Consider the following 16,430-nt stretch of genomic DNA (forward strand, 5'->3'; position numbering starts at 1 on the left):
GGTGCGATAGTTGTTCGGTGACTCAGAACCGCCGTTCGCTCTCGTTGATGCTGCTGCTGACCGTCGCCGGTGCCGTGCTGGTGCTGACGGCGGTGGGGCGGACCTGGGCGGAAGGGGTGGTCACCGGGGTCGACGGCGGGCGGCTGGAGGTCGCGGCCCCGGGCAGCCGGCTGACCGGCCTGCCCGGCGGGCTGGCCCTGGTGGCGCTCGCCGCGGCGGTCGCGGTGTTCGCGGTGCGCGGCCGGGCGCGGGTCGCGGTCGGCGTGCTGACCGTGCTGGCCGGGCTGGGCGCGGCCGCGGGCGCGCTGATCGGCGCGCGGGACACCGCCGGCCTGGACGCCGTGGCGGCGGCCAAGCTGGCACTGGCCGGTGCGCAGGCGGCCGAGGTGACCCGGACGGTGTGGCCGTGGGTGGCGCTGGCCGGCGGGCTGCTGCTGGCACTGGCGGGCGCGGCCACGGTGCGGTTCGGCGCGCACTGGCCGGCCATGGGCAGCCGCTACGAGGCGCCCTCCCGGACGGCCCGGCCGAGCACCGACTCCCCGGCCGACCTGTGGAAGGCGCTGGACCGCGGCGAGGACCCGACCACCACCTGAGACCCCCGCGGGCGGCGAAACCGAGACGCAGATCTCACCGCCCGGACCGGGGCCCCCGCTTGGGCCTGCCGCGGGCGGACCGGCACAATGGGAGGCGTCAACCCGCCGAGCGCCTCACCGCCGCCCGGCAGGGCCCCGGAGAACAAGGAGCACCATCAGATGTCGAAGGCTGCGCACGGCCACAATCCCGCCGCCTGGACCGGCGTCACCATTTCGTTCATCGGCTTTTGCATCAGCGGCGTCGCGATGATCATGCCGAACGTCCTGCTCTTCTGGGCGGGTATGGCGGTCGTCGTGATCGCCGGTGTCGTGGGCAAGGCGATGTCGATCGCCGGCATGGGCAAGCAGCCCAGCAAGCACTTCGCCCCGGTCGCCGAGGAGCGCACCCCGGTCGCCGCGGGCTGACCACGCGACGCAGTCGCAACGGCGGGCCGCCACGCCCGCCGTTCGGCGTTCCGGGTGAAATACGCGCGGACGGGGGCACAATCGTCGGCGTGAACGCTCCCGCCACCCCGGCCCCGGGCCAGAAGAGTTCCGCGCTGCGCCGGCTGGTCCGCCCCGTCGCCGCGCTGACCGCGGTCGCGGTGCCCACCGCGTACGTGGCGCTGGTGGACCCGAACACCCCCGGCCACTACCCGGTCTGCCCGGTGCTGCAGGCGACCGGCTGGTGGTGCCCGGGCTGCGGCGGACTGCGCGCCGTGCACGCGCTGACCAGGGGGGATCTCACCACGGCGGGGCACGACAACCTGCTGGTGCTGGTCCTGGCGATCGTGCTCGGGGTGCTGTGGGTGCGCTGGGCGTGGGCGGCGCTGACCGGCGGGACGGCGCCGGGCGCGCGGATCGGGCTGCGGCAGACGGTGCTGCTGACGGTGGTGCTGGGCCTGTTCATGGTGGTCCGCAACCTGCCGGTGGGGGCGGGGCTGGCGCCGCCGGCGGTGTGAACCGGCGCCCGGGGTGGTCCGCTCCGCGAGACGCGCGCCGGACGGATGCGCTTCGCGCCCCCTGTGACCGATACCATCGAAGGGCCAACGGGGGTGTCGGACGCATGATCCTCACCGGATCGTGCGAGTCACCCTCCTGGTCTTGACCGTCTGCCGGAACCGGGGAGAGCCCGTCTCGCCCCGGCCGCCGGCCAGCAACATGATGGGGGCCTCCTGTGAGTGTGCTCGACGAGATCATCGTCGGGGTCCGTGAGGACCTCGCCGAGCGACAGGCCCGGGTCTCGCTGGACGAGCTGAAGGAGCTCGCCGCGAAGGCGCCCGAGGCCAAGGACGGCGTGGCCGCCCTGCGTGGCGACGGTGTCCGGGTGATCTGTGAGGTCAAGCGTTCCAGCCCGTCCAAGGGCGCCCTCGCGGCGATCGCCGACCCGGCCGCCCTAGCCGCGGACTACGCGGCCGGCGGTGCCGCGGCGATCAGCGTGCTCACCGAGCAGCGCCGCTTCGGCGGCTCGCTCGCCGACCTCGACGCGGTCCGCGCCGCGGTGGACACCCCGCTCCTGCGCAAGGACTTCATCGTCACCGCGTACCAGCTGTGGGAGGCCCGCGCGCACGGCGCCGACCTCGCGCTGCTGATCGTCGCGGCGCTGGACCAGCCCGCGCTGGTCTCGCTGATCGAGCGGGCCGAGTCGATCGGGCTCACCCCGCTGGTGGAGGTCCACGACGAGGAGGAGATCGCCCGCGCGGTCGACGCGGGCGCGCGGATCATCGGGGTCAACGCCCGCAACCTGAAGACCCTCGAGGTCGACCGGAACACCTTCGGCAACGTGGTGGACGCCATCCCGGCGCACATCGTCAAGGTCGCCGAGTCCGGCATCCGCGGCCCGCACGACCTGATCACCTACGCCAACCAGGGCGCCGACGCGGTGCTGGTGGGCGAGTCCCTGGTGACCGGCAAGGACCCGAAGGCGGCCGTCGCCGACCTGGTCGCGGCCGGCGCCCACCCCGCGCTGCGCAACCCCGGGCGGAGCTGAACCAGGCCATGTCGCTCGCTTCCCGTCTCGCCCCCGGCTGCCGCCCGCGCGGCTGCCGCGCGCCCGCACGCCGGGTGCTGGGGCGGCGGGTGCGGTACGTGATCGGCTGTGAGCCCGGTCAGGTACCGGGCCGCCGATGGCGCAGGACGCGCGGCTGACGCCGCTCATCGCCCTTTCCTGCCCAGCCATCACTTCAGCTAGGACTCTTCCATGTCCGAGAACTACCTTCCGGGTACCCAAGTCCCGGACGCCCGCGGCTACTTCGGCGCGTACGGCGGTCGCTTCATCCCGGAGGCGCTGGTCGCCGCCGTCGAGCAGGTCGCCGAGGAGTACGAGAAGGCCAAGGCCGACCCGGCCTTCGCCGCCGAGCTCGACGCCCTGCTCAAGGACTACACCGGCCGGCCCAGCCCGCTGACCGACGTCCACCGCTTCTCCGCCGAGGCGGGCGGCGCGCGGGTCCTGCTCAAGCGCGAGGACCTCAACCACACCGGCTCGCACAAGATCAACAACGTGCTGGGCCAGGCGCTGCTCACCAAGCGCATGGGCAAGACCCGGATCATCGCCGAGACCGGCGCCGGCCAGCACGGCGTGGCCACCGCCACCGCCTGCGCGCTGTTCGGCTTCGACTGCACCGTCTACATGGGCGAGGTCGACACCCAGCGCCAGGCGCTGAACGTCGCCCGGATGCGGATGCTGGGCGCCGAGGTCGTCGCGGTGAAGTCCGGCAGCCGCACGCTCAAGGACGCGATCAACGAGGCGTTCCGCGACTGGGTCGCCAACGTGGACTCCACGCACTACCTGTTCGGCACGGTGGCCGGCCCGCACCCGTTCCCGATGATGGTCCGCGACTTCCACCGGGTGATCGGCGTCGAGGCCCGCCGGCAGGTGCTGGACCGCACCGGCCGGCTCCCCGACGCGGTCGTCGCCTGCGTCGGCGGCGGCTCCAACGCGATGGGCATCTTCCACGAGTTCATCCCGGACGCCGGCGTGCGCCTGATCGGCTGCGAGGCGGCCGGCGAGGGCGCCGAGACCCCGAAGCACGCCGCCACCCTGACCAAGGGCGACCCGGGCGTGCTGCACGGCTCCCGCACCTACGTCCTGCAGGACGAGGACGGCCAGACCATCGAGTCGCACTCGATCTCGGCCGGTCTGGACTACCCGGGCGTCGGCCCGGAGCACGCGTGGCTGAAGGACACCGGGCGGGCCGAGTACCGACCGGTCACCGACGACCAGGCGATGCAGGCGCTGCGCCTGCTCTCCCGCACCGAGGGCATCATCCCGGCGATCGAGAGCGCCCACGCGCTGGCCGGCGCCCTGGAGCTCGGCCGCGAGCTCGGCCCGGAGGCCACCATCCTGGTGTCGCTCTCCGGCCGCGGCGACAAGGACATGCACACCGCCGCCGAGTACTTCGGCCTCTACGACGCTGCCAACGGGGGTAAGTGACCATGGCCTCGAAGCTCACCGACACCCTCGCGGCGGCCAAGGCCGAGGGCCGCGCCGCGCTGATCGGCTACCTGCCGGCCGGCTTCCCCACCGTGGACGGCGGCATCCGGGCGGTCGGCGCCCTGATCGAGGGCGGCTGCGACGTGGTCGAGATCGGCCTGCCGCACTCCGACCCGGTCCTCGACGGCGCCACCATCCAGACCGCCGACGACATCGCGCTCAAGGGCGGCGTCCGGATCAAGGACGTGCTGCGCACGGTCGCCGAGGTGGCCGCCGCGCACCCCGCCGCGCCGGTGCTGGTCATGACCTACTGGAACCCGGTCGACCGCTACGGGGTCGCCCGGTTCGCCGCCGACCTGGCCGCCGCGGGCGGCTCCGGCGTGATCCTGCCGGACCTGCCGGTCGAGGAGTCCGAGGAGTGGCGGAAGGCGGCGGGCGAGCACGGCCTCGACACCGTCTTCGTGGTCGCCCCCAGCAGCAAGGACCCCCGTCTGGCGGAGGTCACCGCGGCCGGCTCCGGCTTCGTGTACGCGGCCGCCGTCATGGGCGTCACCGGCACCCGGGCCCAGGTCGGCAACCTCGCCGAGGACCTGGTCGCCCGCACCCGGGCCACCACCGACCTGCCGGTCTGCGTCGGCCTCGGCGTCTCCAACGCCGCCCAGGCGGCGGAGGTCGCCGGCTTCGCCGACGGCGTGATCGTCGGCTCCGCCTTCGTCCAGCGCATCCTCGACGCCGACGGCGACGAGGAGGCCGGTCTGGCGGCGGTCCGCGAGCTCGCCGCGGACCTGGCGGCGGGCGTCCGCAAGAAGTAGTCCGCAAGAAGTAGCCCGACCCGGCAGGAAGCAGTCCCACCAGGGCCCGGGGCACCGTCGTGACGGTGCCCCGGGCCCTCGTGCTGCTCGAACTGCGGCGTCCCGGTGCCCGTGCGACGGTGAAAACTCCACCAACCCGAGCACGAAGGAGTGCCCATGCAGGCCGACGACCTCACCGACGACGTGCTGCGCCGACTGCGCGAGCCGAGGTCCTACCCGGCGGTCTCGCTCACCCTGCCGACCCACCGGCGCGAGCCGGACAACGCACAGGACCCGGTCCGGCTGCGCAATGTCCTGGCCGAGGCCGGCAGCAAGGTCGACGGCGACCCGCAGATCTCCCGGCAGGACCGGATCGACCTGTTGGCCAACCTGGAGCGGGCGGCCGACGAGGCGGACCTGCGCCACGCGCGGGACGGCCTGGTGGTCTTCGCCACCCCGTCGGAGTACCAGCTGTGGAGCCTGCCGCGGGAGGTCCCCGAGCGGGTGGTGCTCAGTGACACCTTCCTGACCCGCAACCTGGTCGCGGCCCGCGCCCAGGCCCGCCCGTACTGGGTGCTCGCGCTCGCCGCCGACCGGGCCACCCTGTGGAGCGGCGTCGAGCAGGAGCTGGAGCAGCACCGCGACGACGGCTTCCCGGCGGCGCCGGAGCCGGTGCAGTGGGACGTCCAGCGCGAGGAGCGCACCGGCGGCAAGCCGAGCACCTTCATGGACGAGGAGACCCGGCAGTTCCTGCGGACCGTGGACGCCTCGCTGGCCGCCGTGCTGGAGGCCGACCCCCGGCCGCTGTACGTGGTGGGCCTGGCCCAGGCGGTGAGCCTGCTGGCCGAGCTCGGCCCGGCCTCCCGGAACCCGGCCGCGACGGTGCTCAAGGGCGGCCTGCAGGACGGCCCGGCTGCCGCGCTGCTGGAGGCGGTGGCCCCGGCGGCCAAGGAGGTCCGTGAGGAGCGGCGGCGCCGGATCGAGCAGGCGCTCGACGAGGCGCGCGGGCGGAAGACCTTCGCGGCCGGGCTGGACGAGATCTGGGAGGCCGTCCGGGCGGGCCGGGTCGACATGCTCGCGGTCGAGGAGCACTTCCAGCAGACCGTGAAGGTGACGGACGGTCACCTGGCCCCGGTCAACGGGGAGGCCGCCTCGCCCACCGCGTGGGAGCAGGGCGTGCGTACCGACATCGTCGACGAGGTGGTGGAGACCGCCCTGGACGGCGGCGCCGAGGTGGTCTTCCTGCCCGACGACCGGCTCGCCGACCACGGGCGGATCGCCGCCGTGCTGCGGTTCTGACCGCCGGGCCCGGAACCGATCGGGTGAAAACCCGCGGGAGTTCGCATCACCGTGCGCGGGGGTGCAGTTGAGTCGGTGAAACGTTCGTCGGCGAAAGGGCTGTCCGTGCCGCACCTGCACCGTTCCGTGCTGGCCCGGGCGGCCGCCGCCGCGTTGGCGCTGGGGGTGGCGTTCGGCGCGGAGACCGCGGTGGAGGACGCGCTGGCCAGGCGGGGCGCGGAGCGTGCGCAGCACGACGAGTACGTCTGCCACCAGATGACCCGGCTGGCCGGCGAGGTGCGGGCCAGCCGTTCGGAGTCGGACGGCCGCCCGCCGCTGGGCGGGATGGTACCGCCGTCCCGCTGCGCGGCCGCCGCGCGGGGGCGTTGAATTCGGACATTCGATCGGTTTTGCTCACTCAAACGGCTTAATTCGCCAATGTGGAGGAACCGCACGCCTTCCCCTACGGTTCATCAGGCAGGAGTACGGCCCGATGAATTTCCGAGGGGGAGCCCGATGGCCAGTCAGCAGACCGTCCGGCCGCGCGCGCAGGGCGCGTTGCGCCGGGCGGTGGACGGCTCGGCGGGGGAGTGGATCGGCCTGGGGGTGCGGCTCGCGCTGGCCGTGGTGTGGGGCTGGGCTGGGCTGGCGAAGATCTCGGACCCTGCCGAGGCGGCCCAGGCGGTGCGGGCGTACGAGATCCTCCCCGAGTCCCTGGTGAAGCCGGTGGGCTGGGGGCTGCCCTTCCTGGAACTCGCGCTCGCGCTGCTGCTGTTGCTGGGCCTGGGGACGCGGATCGTGGCGATCGTCTCGGCCGTGCTGCTGCTGGCGTTCATCTCCGGCATCGCGTCCGCGTGGGCGCGCGGCATCTCGATCGACTGCGGCTGCTTCGGCGGCGGCGGTGCGGTCGACGAGTCCAAGACCGAGTACCTGCAGGAGATCCTGCGCGACACCGGGTTCCTGCTGCTCGCCGCCTGGCTGATCTACCGGCCCCGGACGAAGTTCTCGGCCGACGCCTGGCTCGCGTCCTGACCACCTCTCCGCCCTCGAACACCCCGGACACACGTACCCATGAGTGAGAAGAACCGAGAAGGCAAGCGCACCGCCCGCGAGCGGATGATCCAGGAGCGGGCGGCCGACGAGGCGCGCTCCCGGCGCAACCGCAAGCTGGTCGTCGGCGGCGTGGTGGTCGCGGTGATCGCGGCCGCCGTGGTCACCGGTGTGGTGGTGCAGAACGAGCGCTCCAAGCCGGAGACCCCGGTCGCCGCCCCGCAGGGCGCGATCGGCGACAAGAGCCTGGTCCTCCCGGCCGGCCCGGCGAACGCGCCGTCCGTGCTGACCGTGTACGAGGACCCGCGCTGCCCCGCCTGCGGCACCTTCGAGCGGACCTTCTCGCCGACCATCAACCAGCTCCAGGACCAGGGCAAGCTGTACTCCAACGTCCACGTGGTCTCGTTCATCGACCGCTCGCTCGGCGGCAACGGCTCCAAGTACGGCGCCAACGCCCTGGCCTGCGCGCAGGATGCCGGGCACTTCCGCGACTACCACGACGTGCTCTACCGCAACCAGCCCGAGGAGACCGACGACTCCTTCGGCAACAAGCAGACCCTGATCGCCCTGTCCAAGCAGGTGCCGGGGCTGGACACGCCCGCCTTCGAGGCCTGCGTCAACGACAACAAGTACGCGGGCTGGGTCTCGGCGGTGCAGCAGGACTTCGACAAGTCCAGCTACAAGTCGACGCCGACGGTGCTGCTCAACGGCACCCCGATCTACCCGAAGAAGGGCGACGAGCAGATCTCCCCGGAGAACCTGGTGAAGTGGGTGAACGAGGCCAACGCGGGCAAGCCGCTCGGCACCACCGGTCCGAACGGGCAGAGCCCGGCGCCCACCTCGACGGCCGCCGAGTCCAACACCCCGCCGTCCCCCTGACCCGGGGAGACCGACGTCAAGCTGTGACCCGCTCCGGTGCCGGTGCGCCGGGCGGGACACGGTAGCGTCGACCCTGCCATGGATCTCGCATACATCCCGAGCCCGTCGCGGGGCGTCCTCGAACTGGGACCGATTCCGCTTCGCGCCTACGCCTTCTGCATCATCATCGGTGTCGTCGTGGCCGTATGGCTCGGCAGCAAGCGCTGGGTCGCGCGCGGCGGCGGCAAGCACACGGTCGGCGACATCGCCGTCTGGGCGGTGCCGTTCGGCCTGGTGGGCGGCCGGCTCTACCACGTGATCACCGACAACCAGCTGTACTTCGGCCCGGGCAAGCACCCGATCGACGCGCTGAAGATCTGGGAGGGCGGCCTCGGCATCTGGGGCGCCATCGCGTTCGGCGCGGTCGGCGCCTGGATCGGCTGCCGCCGTCGCGGCGTGCCGCTGCCCGCCTACGCCGACGCGATCGCGCCGGGCATCGCGCTGGCCCAGGCCTGCGGCCGCTGGGGCAACTGGTTCAACCAGGAGCTGTACGGCCGGCCGACCACCCTGCCGTGGGGCCTGGAGATCCACAAGACCCTGCCGGACGGCACCGTGATCACCGGCACCTACCACCCGACCTTCCTGTACGAGTCGCTGTGGTGCGTGGGCGTGGCGCTGCTGGTGATCTGGGCGGACCGCCGCTTCACCCTCGGCCACGGCCGGGCGTTCGCGCTGTACGTGGCCGCGTACACGGTGGGCCGGTTCTGGACCGAGTGGCTGCGGATCGACGAGGCGCACCACTTCTTCGGGCTGCGCCTGAACGACTGGGTGGCGATCGCGGTCTTCCTCGGCGCGGTCGCGTACCTGGTGATCTCGGCGCGGACGAAGCCGGGCCGCGAGGACCCGGATTCGATCGACCCGCGGGCCACCGAGGAGGCCCGGCGGGAGGCGGAGATGGCCGAGAGCGACCAGCAGCAGGCCTCCTGACCTGGGCCGACAGCACTTCTGAGGCCGCCCTCACCCAGCGTGGTGAGGGCGGCCTTCCGCGTGTTCGGACAGCCTTACTTTGCTGGAAAGTCGCAGGTCAACGGGCTACGTTCAAGGAGTGGAGCCCTGCCGGAGCGGCCAGGGGGGACGTTCGAGCAGGAAGGTGCGTACACGATATGAGCACGATCGTCGCGGAGCCGGAGATCGACAACACCCAGCCGCGGATACCCGCCGCCGGGCACCACCGGGACGTCAACGGGGGCTGGCTGCGACCGGCCGTGTTCGGCGCGATGGACGGCCTGGTCTCCAACTTCGCGCTGATGACCGGCGTGGTCGGCGGCGCGGTCTCCAGCTCCACGGTGATCCTCACCGGGCTGGCCGGGCTGGCGGCCGGCGCCTGCTCGATGGCGGCGGGCGAGTACACCTCGGTGGCCTCCCAGCGCGAGCTGGTGGAGGCGGAGATCGAGGCGGAGCGGATCGAGCTGCACCGCAACCCGCACGGCGAGCTGGCCGAGCTGGCGCAGCTCTACATCGACAAGGGCGTGGAGCCGAAGCTGGCCCACCAGGTGGCCAAGCAGCTCTCCTCCAGCCCGGAGCGGACCCTGGCGGTGCACGCCCGGGAGGAGCTCGGGGTGGACCCGGACGACCTGCCCTCGCCGCTGGTGGCGGCGGCCTCCTCGTTCGTCTGCTTCGCCGCGGGTGCGCTGCTGCCGCTGCTGCCGTACCTGCTGGGGGCGACCGCGCTGTGGCCGGCGCTGATCGTGTCGCTGGTCGGCCTGTTCCTGTGCGGCGCGGTGGTGGCCCGGGTGACGGCGCGCAGCTGGTGGTTCAGCGGGCTGCGGCAGCTGGTGCTGGGCGGGGCCGCGGCGGGGGTCACCTACCTGCTGGGCATGCTGATCGGCGGGGCCGTCGGCTGACCCGCGACCGATTGTCGGAAGCCACATAACATTGCATGGTTATGCTGAAGTATGCGTGATGTTCCGCACATGGGATAGGCTGGCTACCTGTTCTAGTCTCAGCATCCGGCCGTCGGACCCGCAGATTCGCATCCGTCGGTGCGGCCCCGGGATGGAATCGCAGGCAGCCCATGATCGCCTCGTGTGGCGGCAGCGTTTCGCCCCTGTTTCACCCCGCCCGACCCCGGGCACACTGGTGGGGACGCGCAAGGTGGCGCGTCCTCTCATCGCCCCCGTGACCTGCGGATTCTGTCCGCCATATGGACCACGGATTCCAGTTCGCGGGATCTTGGGCATCATGTAACCTGCACGAAATCGCATCAGGGCCAACGTCGTCCCTCTGCACCTGCACTTGCCAAAGACGACGACGGGAGAGCCGATGCTGTCTGCATCCACGCACTCCGCCAACGAGAACGCCCAGGCCTCCGGCCCGTACGCGCTCGTTCCGGATGCACGCCCCACGGCCCAGGGTCTGTACGACCCGCGCAACGAGCACGACGCCTGTGGCGTGGGCTTCGTGGCCACGCTGACCGGCATCGCCGACCACAAGATCGTCGAGCAGGCGCTGACCGTCCTGCGCAACCTGGAGCACCGCGGCGCCACCGGCGCCGAGCCGGACTCCGGTGACGGCGCGGGCATCCTGACCCAGATCCCGGACGCGTTCCTGCGCTCCAAGGTCTCCTTCGAGCTCCCCGAGGTCGGCTCGTACGCGGTCGGCATCGCCTTCCTCCCCGACGAGGACACGGCCGACGCCGCCGCCGTCGCCACGATCGAGGCCATCGCGGCCGAGGAGGGCCTGACGGTCCTCGGCTGGCGCGACGTCCCGGTCACCCCCGACCTGCTGGGCGCCACCGCCCGCAGCGTGATGCCGCGCTTCCGCCAGGTCTTCGTCGCCGGCGGCGACAAGTCCGGCATCGAGCTGGACCGGGTCTCCTTCGTGGTCCGCAAGCGCGCCGAGCGCGAGGCGGGCGTCTACTTCCCGTCGCTGTCCGCGCGCACCATCGTCTACAAGGGCATGCTGACCACCGGCCAGCTGGAGCCCTTCTTCCCCGACCTGTCGGACCGGCTCTACGCCTCCGCCGTCGGCCTGGTGCACTCGCGGTTCTCCACCAACACCTTCCCGAGCTGGCCGCTCGCCCACCCGTACCGCTTCGTCGCGCACAACGGCGAGATCAACACGGTCAAGGGCAACCGGAACTGGATGACCGCCCGCGAGTCCCAGCTCGCCACTGACCTGATCCCGGGCGACCTGGACCGGATCTTCCCGATCTGCACCCCGGACCACTCCGACTCGGCGTCGTTCGACGAGGTCCTGGAGCTGCTCCACCTCGGCGGCCGCTCGCTGCCGCACGCGGTGCTGATGATGATCCCGGAGGCGTGGGAGAACCACGCCACCATGGACCCGGCCCGCCGCGCGTTCTACCAGTACCACTCCAACCTGATGGAGCCCTGGGACGGCCCGGCCTGCGTCACCTTCACCGACGGCACCCAGATCGGCGCGGTCCTGGACCGCAACGGCCTGCGCCCGGCCCGGTACTGGATCACCGAGGACGGCCTGGTCGTCCTCTCCTCCGAGGTCGGCGTCCTGGACATCGCCCAGGAGAACGTGGTCAAGAAGGGCCGCCTGCAGCCCGGCAAGGTCTTCCTGATCGACACCGCCGAGCACCGCATCGTCGAGGACGAGGAGCTCAAGGCCCAGCTGGCCGCCGAGCACCCGTACGAGGAGTGGGTGGCGGCCGGTCAGATCCAGCTCGCCAAGCTCCCCGAGCGCGAGCACATCGCGCACACCCACGCCTCGGTCACCCGCCGCCAGCAGACCTTCGGTTACACCGAGGAGGAGCTGCGCGTCATCCTCGCCCCGATGGCGAAGACCGGCGGCGAGGCGCTCGGCTCGATGGGCACCGACTCGCCGATCGCCGCGCTGAGCGAGAAGCCGCGCCTGCTGTTCGACTACTTCGTGCAGCTCTTCGCGCAGGTCACCAACCCGCCGCTGGACGCCATCCGCGAAGAGCTCGTCACCTCGCTGCTGTCCAACCTGGGCCCCGAGGGCAACCTGCTCGACGCCTCCCCGTCGCACTGCCGCTCGGTCGGCATCACCTTCCCGGTGATCGACAACGACGAGCTGGCCAAGCTGATCCACATCAACGCGGACGGCGACCAGCCCGGCCTCAAGGCCGTCACCCTGTCCGGCCTGTACAAGGTCGCCAGCGGCGGCGCCGGCCTGGCCGCGCGCCTCGCCGAGATCGCCGCCGAGGCGGACGCCGCGATCGCCGACGGCGCCCGGATCGTCGTGCTCTCCGACCGCCACTCGGACGCCGAGCACGCGCCGATCCCCTCGCTGCTGCTCACCTCCGCGGTCCACCACCACCTGATCCGCACCAAGCAGCGCACCCAGGTGTCGCTGGTGGTCGAGGCCGGTGACGTCCGCGAGGTGCACCACGTCGCGCTGCTGGTCGGCTACGGCGCCGGCGCGGTCAACCCGTACCTGGCGATGGAGTCGGTCGAGGACCTGGTCGCCCAGGGTGTCTTCGTCCAGGGCATCGAGCCCGACAAGGCCATCAAGAACCTGATCAAGGCGCTCGGCAAGGGCGTCCTGAAGGTCATGTCGAAGATGGGCATCTCCACCGTGGCCTCGTACCGCGGTGCCCAGGTCTTCGAGGCCATCGGCCTGGCCCAGGAGCTGGTCGACAGCTACTTCGCCGGCACCACCACCAAGCTCGGCGGCATCGGCCTGGACCAGATCGCCAAGGAGGTGGCCGCCCGCCACGCCAAGGCGTACCCGGCCTCCGGCATCCCGGCCGCGCACCGCGCGCTGGAGATCGGCGGCGAGTACCAGTGGCGCCGCGAGGGCGAGCCGCACCTGTTCGACCCGGAGACGGTCTTCCGCCTGCAGCACTCGACCCGCAACAAGCGGTACGACATCTTCAAGCAGTACACCGACCGGGTGAACAGCCAGTCCGAGCGCCTGATGACGCTGCGCGGCCTGTTCAAGCTGGACGGCCTCGGCCGCACCCCGATCTCGGTCGACGAGGTCGAGCCGGTCAGCGAGATCGTCAAGCGCTTCTCCACCGGCGCCATGTCGTACGGCTCCATCTCGATGGAGGCGCACGAGACGCTCGCCATCGCGATGAACCAGCTGGGCGGCAAGTCCAACACCGGTGAGGGCGGCGAGGACCCGGAGCGCCTGTACGACCCGGCGCGCCGCTCGGCGATCAAGCAGGTCGCCTCCGGCCGCTTCGGCGTCACCTCCGAGTACCTGGTCAACGCGGACGACATCCAGATCAAGATGGCCCAGGGCGCCAAGCCCGGCGAGGGCGGCCAGCTGCCCGGCCACAAGGTCTACCCGTGGGTCGCCCGGACCCGGCACTCCACCCCGGGCGTCGGCCTGATCTCCCCGCCGCCGCACCACGACATCTACTCCATCGAGGACCTGGCTCAGCTGATCCACGACCTCAAGAACGCCAACCCCGCGGCCCGCATCCACGTGAAGCTGGTCTCCGAGGTCGGTGTCGGCACCGTCGCCGCGGGCGTCTCCAAGGCGCACGCCGACGTGGTGCTGATCTCGGGTCACGACGGCGGCACCGGTGCCTCCCCGCTGACCTCGCTGAAGCACGCGGGCGGCCCCTGGGAGCTCGGCCTGGCCGAGACCCAGCAGACCCTGCTGCTGAACGGTCTGCGCGACCGCATCGTGGTCCAGACGGACGGTCAGCTGAAGACCGGCCGCGACGTCGTCATCGCCGCCCTGCTGGGCGCCGAGGAGTTCGGCTTCGCGACCGCCCCGCTGGTGGTCTCCGGCTGCATCATGATGCGCGTCTGCCACCTGGACACCTGCCCGGTCGGCGTCGCCACCCAGAACCCGGTGCTGCGCGACCGCTTCTCCGGCAAGCCGGAGTTCGTGGTGAACTTCTTCGAGTTCATCGCGGAGGAGGTCCGCGAGATCCTCGCCGAGCTGGGCTTCCGCTCGATCGAGGAGGCCGTCGGCCACGCCGAGCACATCGACGCCGAGGCCGCGATCGACCACTGGAAGGCCGCCGGTCTCGACCTGACCCCGCTCTTCCACGTGCCCGAGCTGCCCGAGGGCGCGGCCCTGCACAACACCACCGGCCAGGACCACTCGCTCGACAAGGCGCTCGACAACCAGCTCATCGAGCTGGCCGAGGACGCCCTGGAGCGCGGCGAGGCCGTCCGGATCCAGCTGCCGATCCGCAACGTCAACCGCACGGTCGGCACCATGCTCGGCCACGAGGTGACCAAGCGGTACCGCGGCGAGGGCCTGCCGGAGGGGACGATCGACGTCACCTTCACCGGCTCGGCCGGCCAGTCGTTCGGCGCCTTCGTGCCGAAGGGCGTCACCCTGCGGCTGGAGGGCGACGCCAACGACTACGTCGGCAAGGGCCTCTCCGGCGGTGTGGTGATCGTCCGCCCGGCGCGCGACGCCGCCGCGATCGGGGCCGACGCGCAGAACCACGTGATCGCCGGCAACACCATCGGCTACGGCGCCACCTCGGGCCGGATCCACCTGCGCGGCAAGGCCGGCGAGCGCTTCGCCGTCCGCAACTCGGGCGCCACCCTGGTCGTCGAGGGCGTGGGCGACCACGGCCTGGAGTACATGACCGGCGGCCGGGTCGTGATCATCGGAGAGACCGGCCGCAACCTGGCGGCGGGCATGTCCGGCGGCATCGCGTACGTCCTGGACCTGCGCCCGGCGAACGTCAACAGCGGCATGGTGGGCATCGAGGCCCCGAGCGCCGCCGACCGCGAGTGGCTGCGCGACACCGTGCAGCAGCACTACGAGGAGACCGGCTCCACCGTCGCCGCCGAACTCCTGGCTGACTGGGGCAGCGGCGTCTCCCGCTTCTCCAAGATCATGCCGACCGACTACAAGGCTGTGCTCGCCGCCAAGGACGCCGCTGAGCGCGATGGCCTCTCCGAGGCCGAGACCACTCGCAAGATGATGGAGGCGGCACATGGCTGACCCCAAGGGCTTCCTGACCACGCCCAAGCAGCTGGCGGAGCGCCGTCCGGTGGACGTCCGGCTCCGTGACTGGAACGAGGTCTACGTCGAGCGCAGCCTCCTTCCGATCATCACCAAGCAGGCCGGCCGCTGCATGGACTGCGGCATCCCGTTCTGCCACAACGGCTGCCCGCTCGGGAACCTCATCCCCGAGTGGAACGACCTGGCCTTCCGGGACGACTGGTCCGGTGCGATCGAGCGCCTCCACGCGACCAACAACTTCCCGGAGTTCACCGGCCGCCTGTGCCCGGCTCCCTGCGAGTCGGCCTGCGTGCTGGGGATCAACCAGGACGCGGTGACCATCAAGAACGTCGAGGTCACCATCATCGACAAGGCCTGGGACGGCGGCGGGGTCACCCCGCAGGTCCCGGAGCGGCTGTCCGGCAAGACCGTCGCCGTGGTCGGCTCCGGCCCGGCCGGTCTGGCCGCCGCCCAGCAGCTCACCCGGGCCGGCCACACCGTGGTGGTGTACGAGCGCGCCGACCGCATCGGCGGCCTGCTGCGCTACGGCATCCCCGAGTTCAAGATGGAGAAGCGCCACATCAACCGCCGCATCGAGCAGATGCGTGCGGAGGGCACCCGGTTCCGCACCGGCGTCCACGTGGGCGAGGACATCACCGGCCAGGACCTGCGCTCGCGCTTCGACGCGGTCGTCATCGCGGCGGGTGCGACCACCGCGCGCGACCTGCCCGCCCCGGGCCGCGAGCTCAAGGGCATCTACCAGGCCATGGAGTACCTGCCGCTGGCCAACAAGGTGCAGGAGGGCGACTACGTCGACTCCCCGATCAGCGCCAAGGGCAAGCACGTGGTGGTCATCGGCGGCGGCGACACCGGCGCGGACTGCGTCGGCACCGCCCACCGCCAGGGCGCGGCCTCGGTCACCCAGCTGGAGATCATGCCGCGGCCGAGCGACGAGCGCCCCGGCCACCAGCCCTGGCCGACCATGCCGATGACCTACAAGGTCACCTCGGCCCACGAGGAGGGCGGCGAGCGGATCTACTCCGTCAACACCACCCACTTCAGCGGCGACGAGGAGGGCAACGTCCAGGAGCTGCACCTGGTCGAGGTGGAGTTCAAGGACGGCCGCTTCGAGCCCGTCCCCGGCACCGAGCGCGCCATCCCGGCCCAGCTGGTCACCCTGGCCATGGGCTTCACCGGCACGGACGTCAAGAACGGCCTGGTGGAGCAGCTTGGCGTCGACCTGGACGCTCGGGGTAATGTGGCCCGCGACGGAAAGTTCGCCACCAACGTGGACGGCGTGTACGTCTGCGGCGACGCGGGCCGCGGACAGTCGCTGATCGTCTGGGCCATCGCGGAGGGCCGCTCGGCCGCCGCGGCGGTCGACAAGTTCCTGGGTGGCAAGACCCCGCTGCCCGCCCCGATCCGCCCGACGGACCGCCCCCTGGTGGTCTGACCCGCGGGTCACCGCACGACCCCGCTGTACCTGCAGGTACTGCCTGAGCCGCAGTACCTGCAGCAAAATCCCTCACC

The 16,430-nt window shown here is 71.9% G+C and carries 15 protein-coding genes; all 15 read left to right on the forward strand.

The window, feature by feature from the left end:
* Positions 1–17 precede the first annotated feature (17 nt).
* Positions 18–593 (forward strand): TIGR02234 family membrane protein, encoded by a 576-nt coding sequence (locus ACGFX4_RS18230; RefSeq protein ID WP_393075013.1) that lies wholly within the window; start codon positions 18–20, stop codon positions 591–593.
* 159 nt (positions 594–752) lie between these two features.
* Positions 753–998 (forward strand): HGxxPAAW family protein, encoded by a 246-nt coding sequence (locus tag ACGFX4_RS18235; RefSeq protein WP_393075016.1) that lies wholly within the window; start codon positions 753–755, stop codon positions 996–998.
* A gap of 89 nt (positions 999–1,087) precedes the next feature.
* Entirely contained in the window at positions 1,088–1,534 is a 447-nt protein-coding gene (locus ACGFX4_RS18240; protein ID WP_393075019.1) for a DUF2752 domain-containing protein, read from the forward strand.
* Positions 1,535–1,749: 215 nt separating this feature from the next.
* Positions 1,750–2,562, forward strand: coding sequence for an indole-3-glycerol phosphate synthase TrpC (gene trpC, locus ACGFX4_RS18245; protein ID WP_393075022.1), 813 nt, complete (start codon positions 1,750–1,752; stop codon positions 2,560–2,562).
* Positions 2,563–2,570: 8 nt separating this feature from the next.
* On the forward strand, positions 2,571–2,720 hold the full coding sequence (trpM, locus tag ACGFX4_RS18250) for a tryptophan biosynthesis modulator TrpM (RefSeq protein ID WP_393075025.1): 150 nt from the start codon (positions 2,571–2,573) through the stop codon (positions 2,718–2,720).
* A gap of 52 nt (positions 2,721–2,772) precedes the next feature.
* Entirely contained in the window at positions 2,773–4,005 is a 1,233-nt protein-coding gene (gene trpB / locus ACGFX4_RS18255; RefSeq protein WP_393075028.1) for a tryptophan synthase subunit beta, read from the forward strand.
* A gap of 2 nt (positions 4,006–4,007) precedes the next feature.
* The gene (gene trpA, locus ACGFX4_RS18260; protein WP_393075031.1) at positions 4,008–4,817 is read left to right on the forward strand and encodes a tryptophan synthase subunit alpha; all 810 of its coding nucleotides are present in this window, start codon (positions 4,008–4,010) and stop codon (positions 4,815–4,817) included.
* A 156-nt stretch (positions 4,818–4,973) separates the two neighbouring features.
* Positions 4,974–6,095 carry a chemotaxis protein gene (locus ACGFX4_RS18265; protein WP_393075034.1) on the forward strand — a complete coding sequence of 374 codons (1,122 nt, stop codon included), beginning with the start codon at positions 4,974–4,976 and terminating at the stop codon, positions 6,093–6,095.
* A gap of 105 nt (positions 6,096–6,200) precedes the next feature.
* The gene (locus ACGFX4_RS18270; RefSeq protein ID WP_393075037.1) at positions 6,201–6,464 is read left to right on the forward strand and encodes a hypothetical protein; all 264 of its coding nucleotides are present in this window, start codon (positions 6,201–6,203) and stop codon (positions 6,462–6,464) included.
* A gap of 126 nt (positions 6,465–6,590) precedes the next feature.
* On the forward strand, positions 6,591–7,106 hold the full coding sequence (locus ACGFX4_RS18275; protein WP_393075040.1) for a MauE/DoxX family redox-associated membrane protein: 516 nt from the start codon (positions 6,591–6,593) through the stop codon (positions 7,104–7,106).
* A 39-nt stretch (positions 7,107–7,145) separates the two neighbouring features.
* Positions 7,146–8,003: a DsbA family protein gene (locus ACGFX4_RS18280; protein WP_393075043.1), complete on the forward strand. Its 858-nt coding sequence runs from the start codon at positions 7,146–7,148 to the stop codon at positions 8,001–8,003.
* Between the two features lie 78 nt (positions 8,004–8,081).
* Positions 8,082–8,969, forward strand: coding sequence for a prolipoprotein diacylglyceryl transferase (gene lgt, locus ACGFX4_RS18285; RefSeq protein ID WP_393075046.1), 888 nt, complete (start codon positions 8,082–8,084; stop codon positions 8,967–8,969).
* Between the two features lie 176 nt (positions 8,970–9,145).
* Positions 9,146–9,886 carry a VIT1/CCC1 transporter family protein gene (locus ACGFX4_RS18290; protein ID WP_393075049.1) on the forward strand — a complete coding sequence of 247 codons (741 nt, stop codon included), beginning with the start codon at positions 9,146–9,148 and terminating at the stop codon, positions 9,884–9,886.
* 418 nt (positions 9,887–10,304) lie between these two features.
* Entirely contained in the window at positions 10,305–14,900 is a 4,596-nt protein-coding gene (gene gltB / locus ACGFX4_RS18295; RefSeq protein WP_393075051.1) for a glutamate synthase large subunit, read from the forward strand.
* The gene (locus tag ACGFX4_RS18300) at positions 14,893–16,353 is read left to right on the forward strand and encodes a glutamate synthase subunit beta (protein ID WP_393075054.1); all 1,461 of its coding nucleotides are present in this window, start codon (positions 14,893–14,895) and stop codon (positions 16,351–16,353) included. The genes gltB and ACGFX4_RS18300 overlap by 8 nt, the downstream gene beginning before the upstream one ends.
* The last annotated feature ends 77 nt before the right edge of the window (positions 16,354–16,430 follow it).

This window comes from Kitasatospora sp. NPDC048365, from assembly GCF_043200835.1.
Classification (GTDB): Bacteria; Actinomycetota; Actinomycetes; order Streptomycetales; family Streptomycetaceae; genus Kitasatospora; species Kitasatospora terrestris.

What these genes read in the sequence shown, in the direction of transcription:
- ACGFX4_RS18235 (WP_393075016.1), top strand. Translation starts at nt 753, where the DNA reads ATGTCGAAGGCTGCGCACGGCCACAATCCCGCCGCCTGGACCGGCGTC.
- trpM (WP_393075025.1), top strand. Translation starts at nt 2,571, where the DNA reads ATGTCGCTCGCTTCCCGTCTCGCCCCCGGCTGCCGCCCGCGCGGCTGC.
- trpB (WP_393075028.1), top strand. Translation starts at nt 2,773, where the DNA reads ATGTCCGAGAACTACCTTCCGGGTACCCAAGTCCCGGACGCCCGCGGC.
- trpA (WP_393075031.1), top strand. Translation starts at nt 4,008, where the DNA reads ATGGCCTCGAAGCTCACCGACACCCTCGCGGCGGCCAAGGCCGAGGGC.
- ACGFX4_RS18265 (WP_393075034.1), top strand. Translation starts at nt 4,974, where the DNA reads ATGCAGGCCGACGACCTCACCGACGACGTGCTGCGCCGACTGCGCGAG.
- ACGFX4_RS18275 (WP_393075040.1), top strand. Translation starts at nt 6,591, where the DNA reads ATGGCCAGTCAGCAGACCGTCCGGCCGCGCGCGCAGGGCGCGTTGCGC.
- ACGFX4_RS18280 (WP_393075043.1), top strand. Translation starts at nt 7,146, where the DNA reads ATGAGTGAGAAGAACCGAGAAGGCAAGCGCACCGCCCGCGAGCGGATG.
- lgt (WP_393075046.1), top strand. Translation starts at nt 8,082, where the DNA reads ATGGATCTCGCATACATCCCGAGCCCGTCGCGGGGCGTCCTCGAACTG.
- ACGFX4_RS18290 (WP_393075049.1), top strand. Translation starts at nt 9,146, where the DNA reads ATGAGCACGATCGTCGCGGAGCCGGAGATCGACAACACCCAGCCGCGG.
- gltB (WP_393075051.1), top strand. Translation starts at nt 10,305, where the DNA reads ATGCTGTCTGCATCCACGCACTCCGCCAACGAGAACGCCCAGGCCTCC.
- ACGFX4_RS18300 (WP_393075054.1), top strand. Translation starts at nt 14,893, where the DNA reads ATGGCTGACCCCAAGGGCTTCCTGACCACGCCCAAGCAGCTGGCGGAG.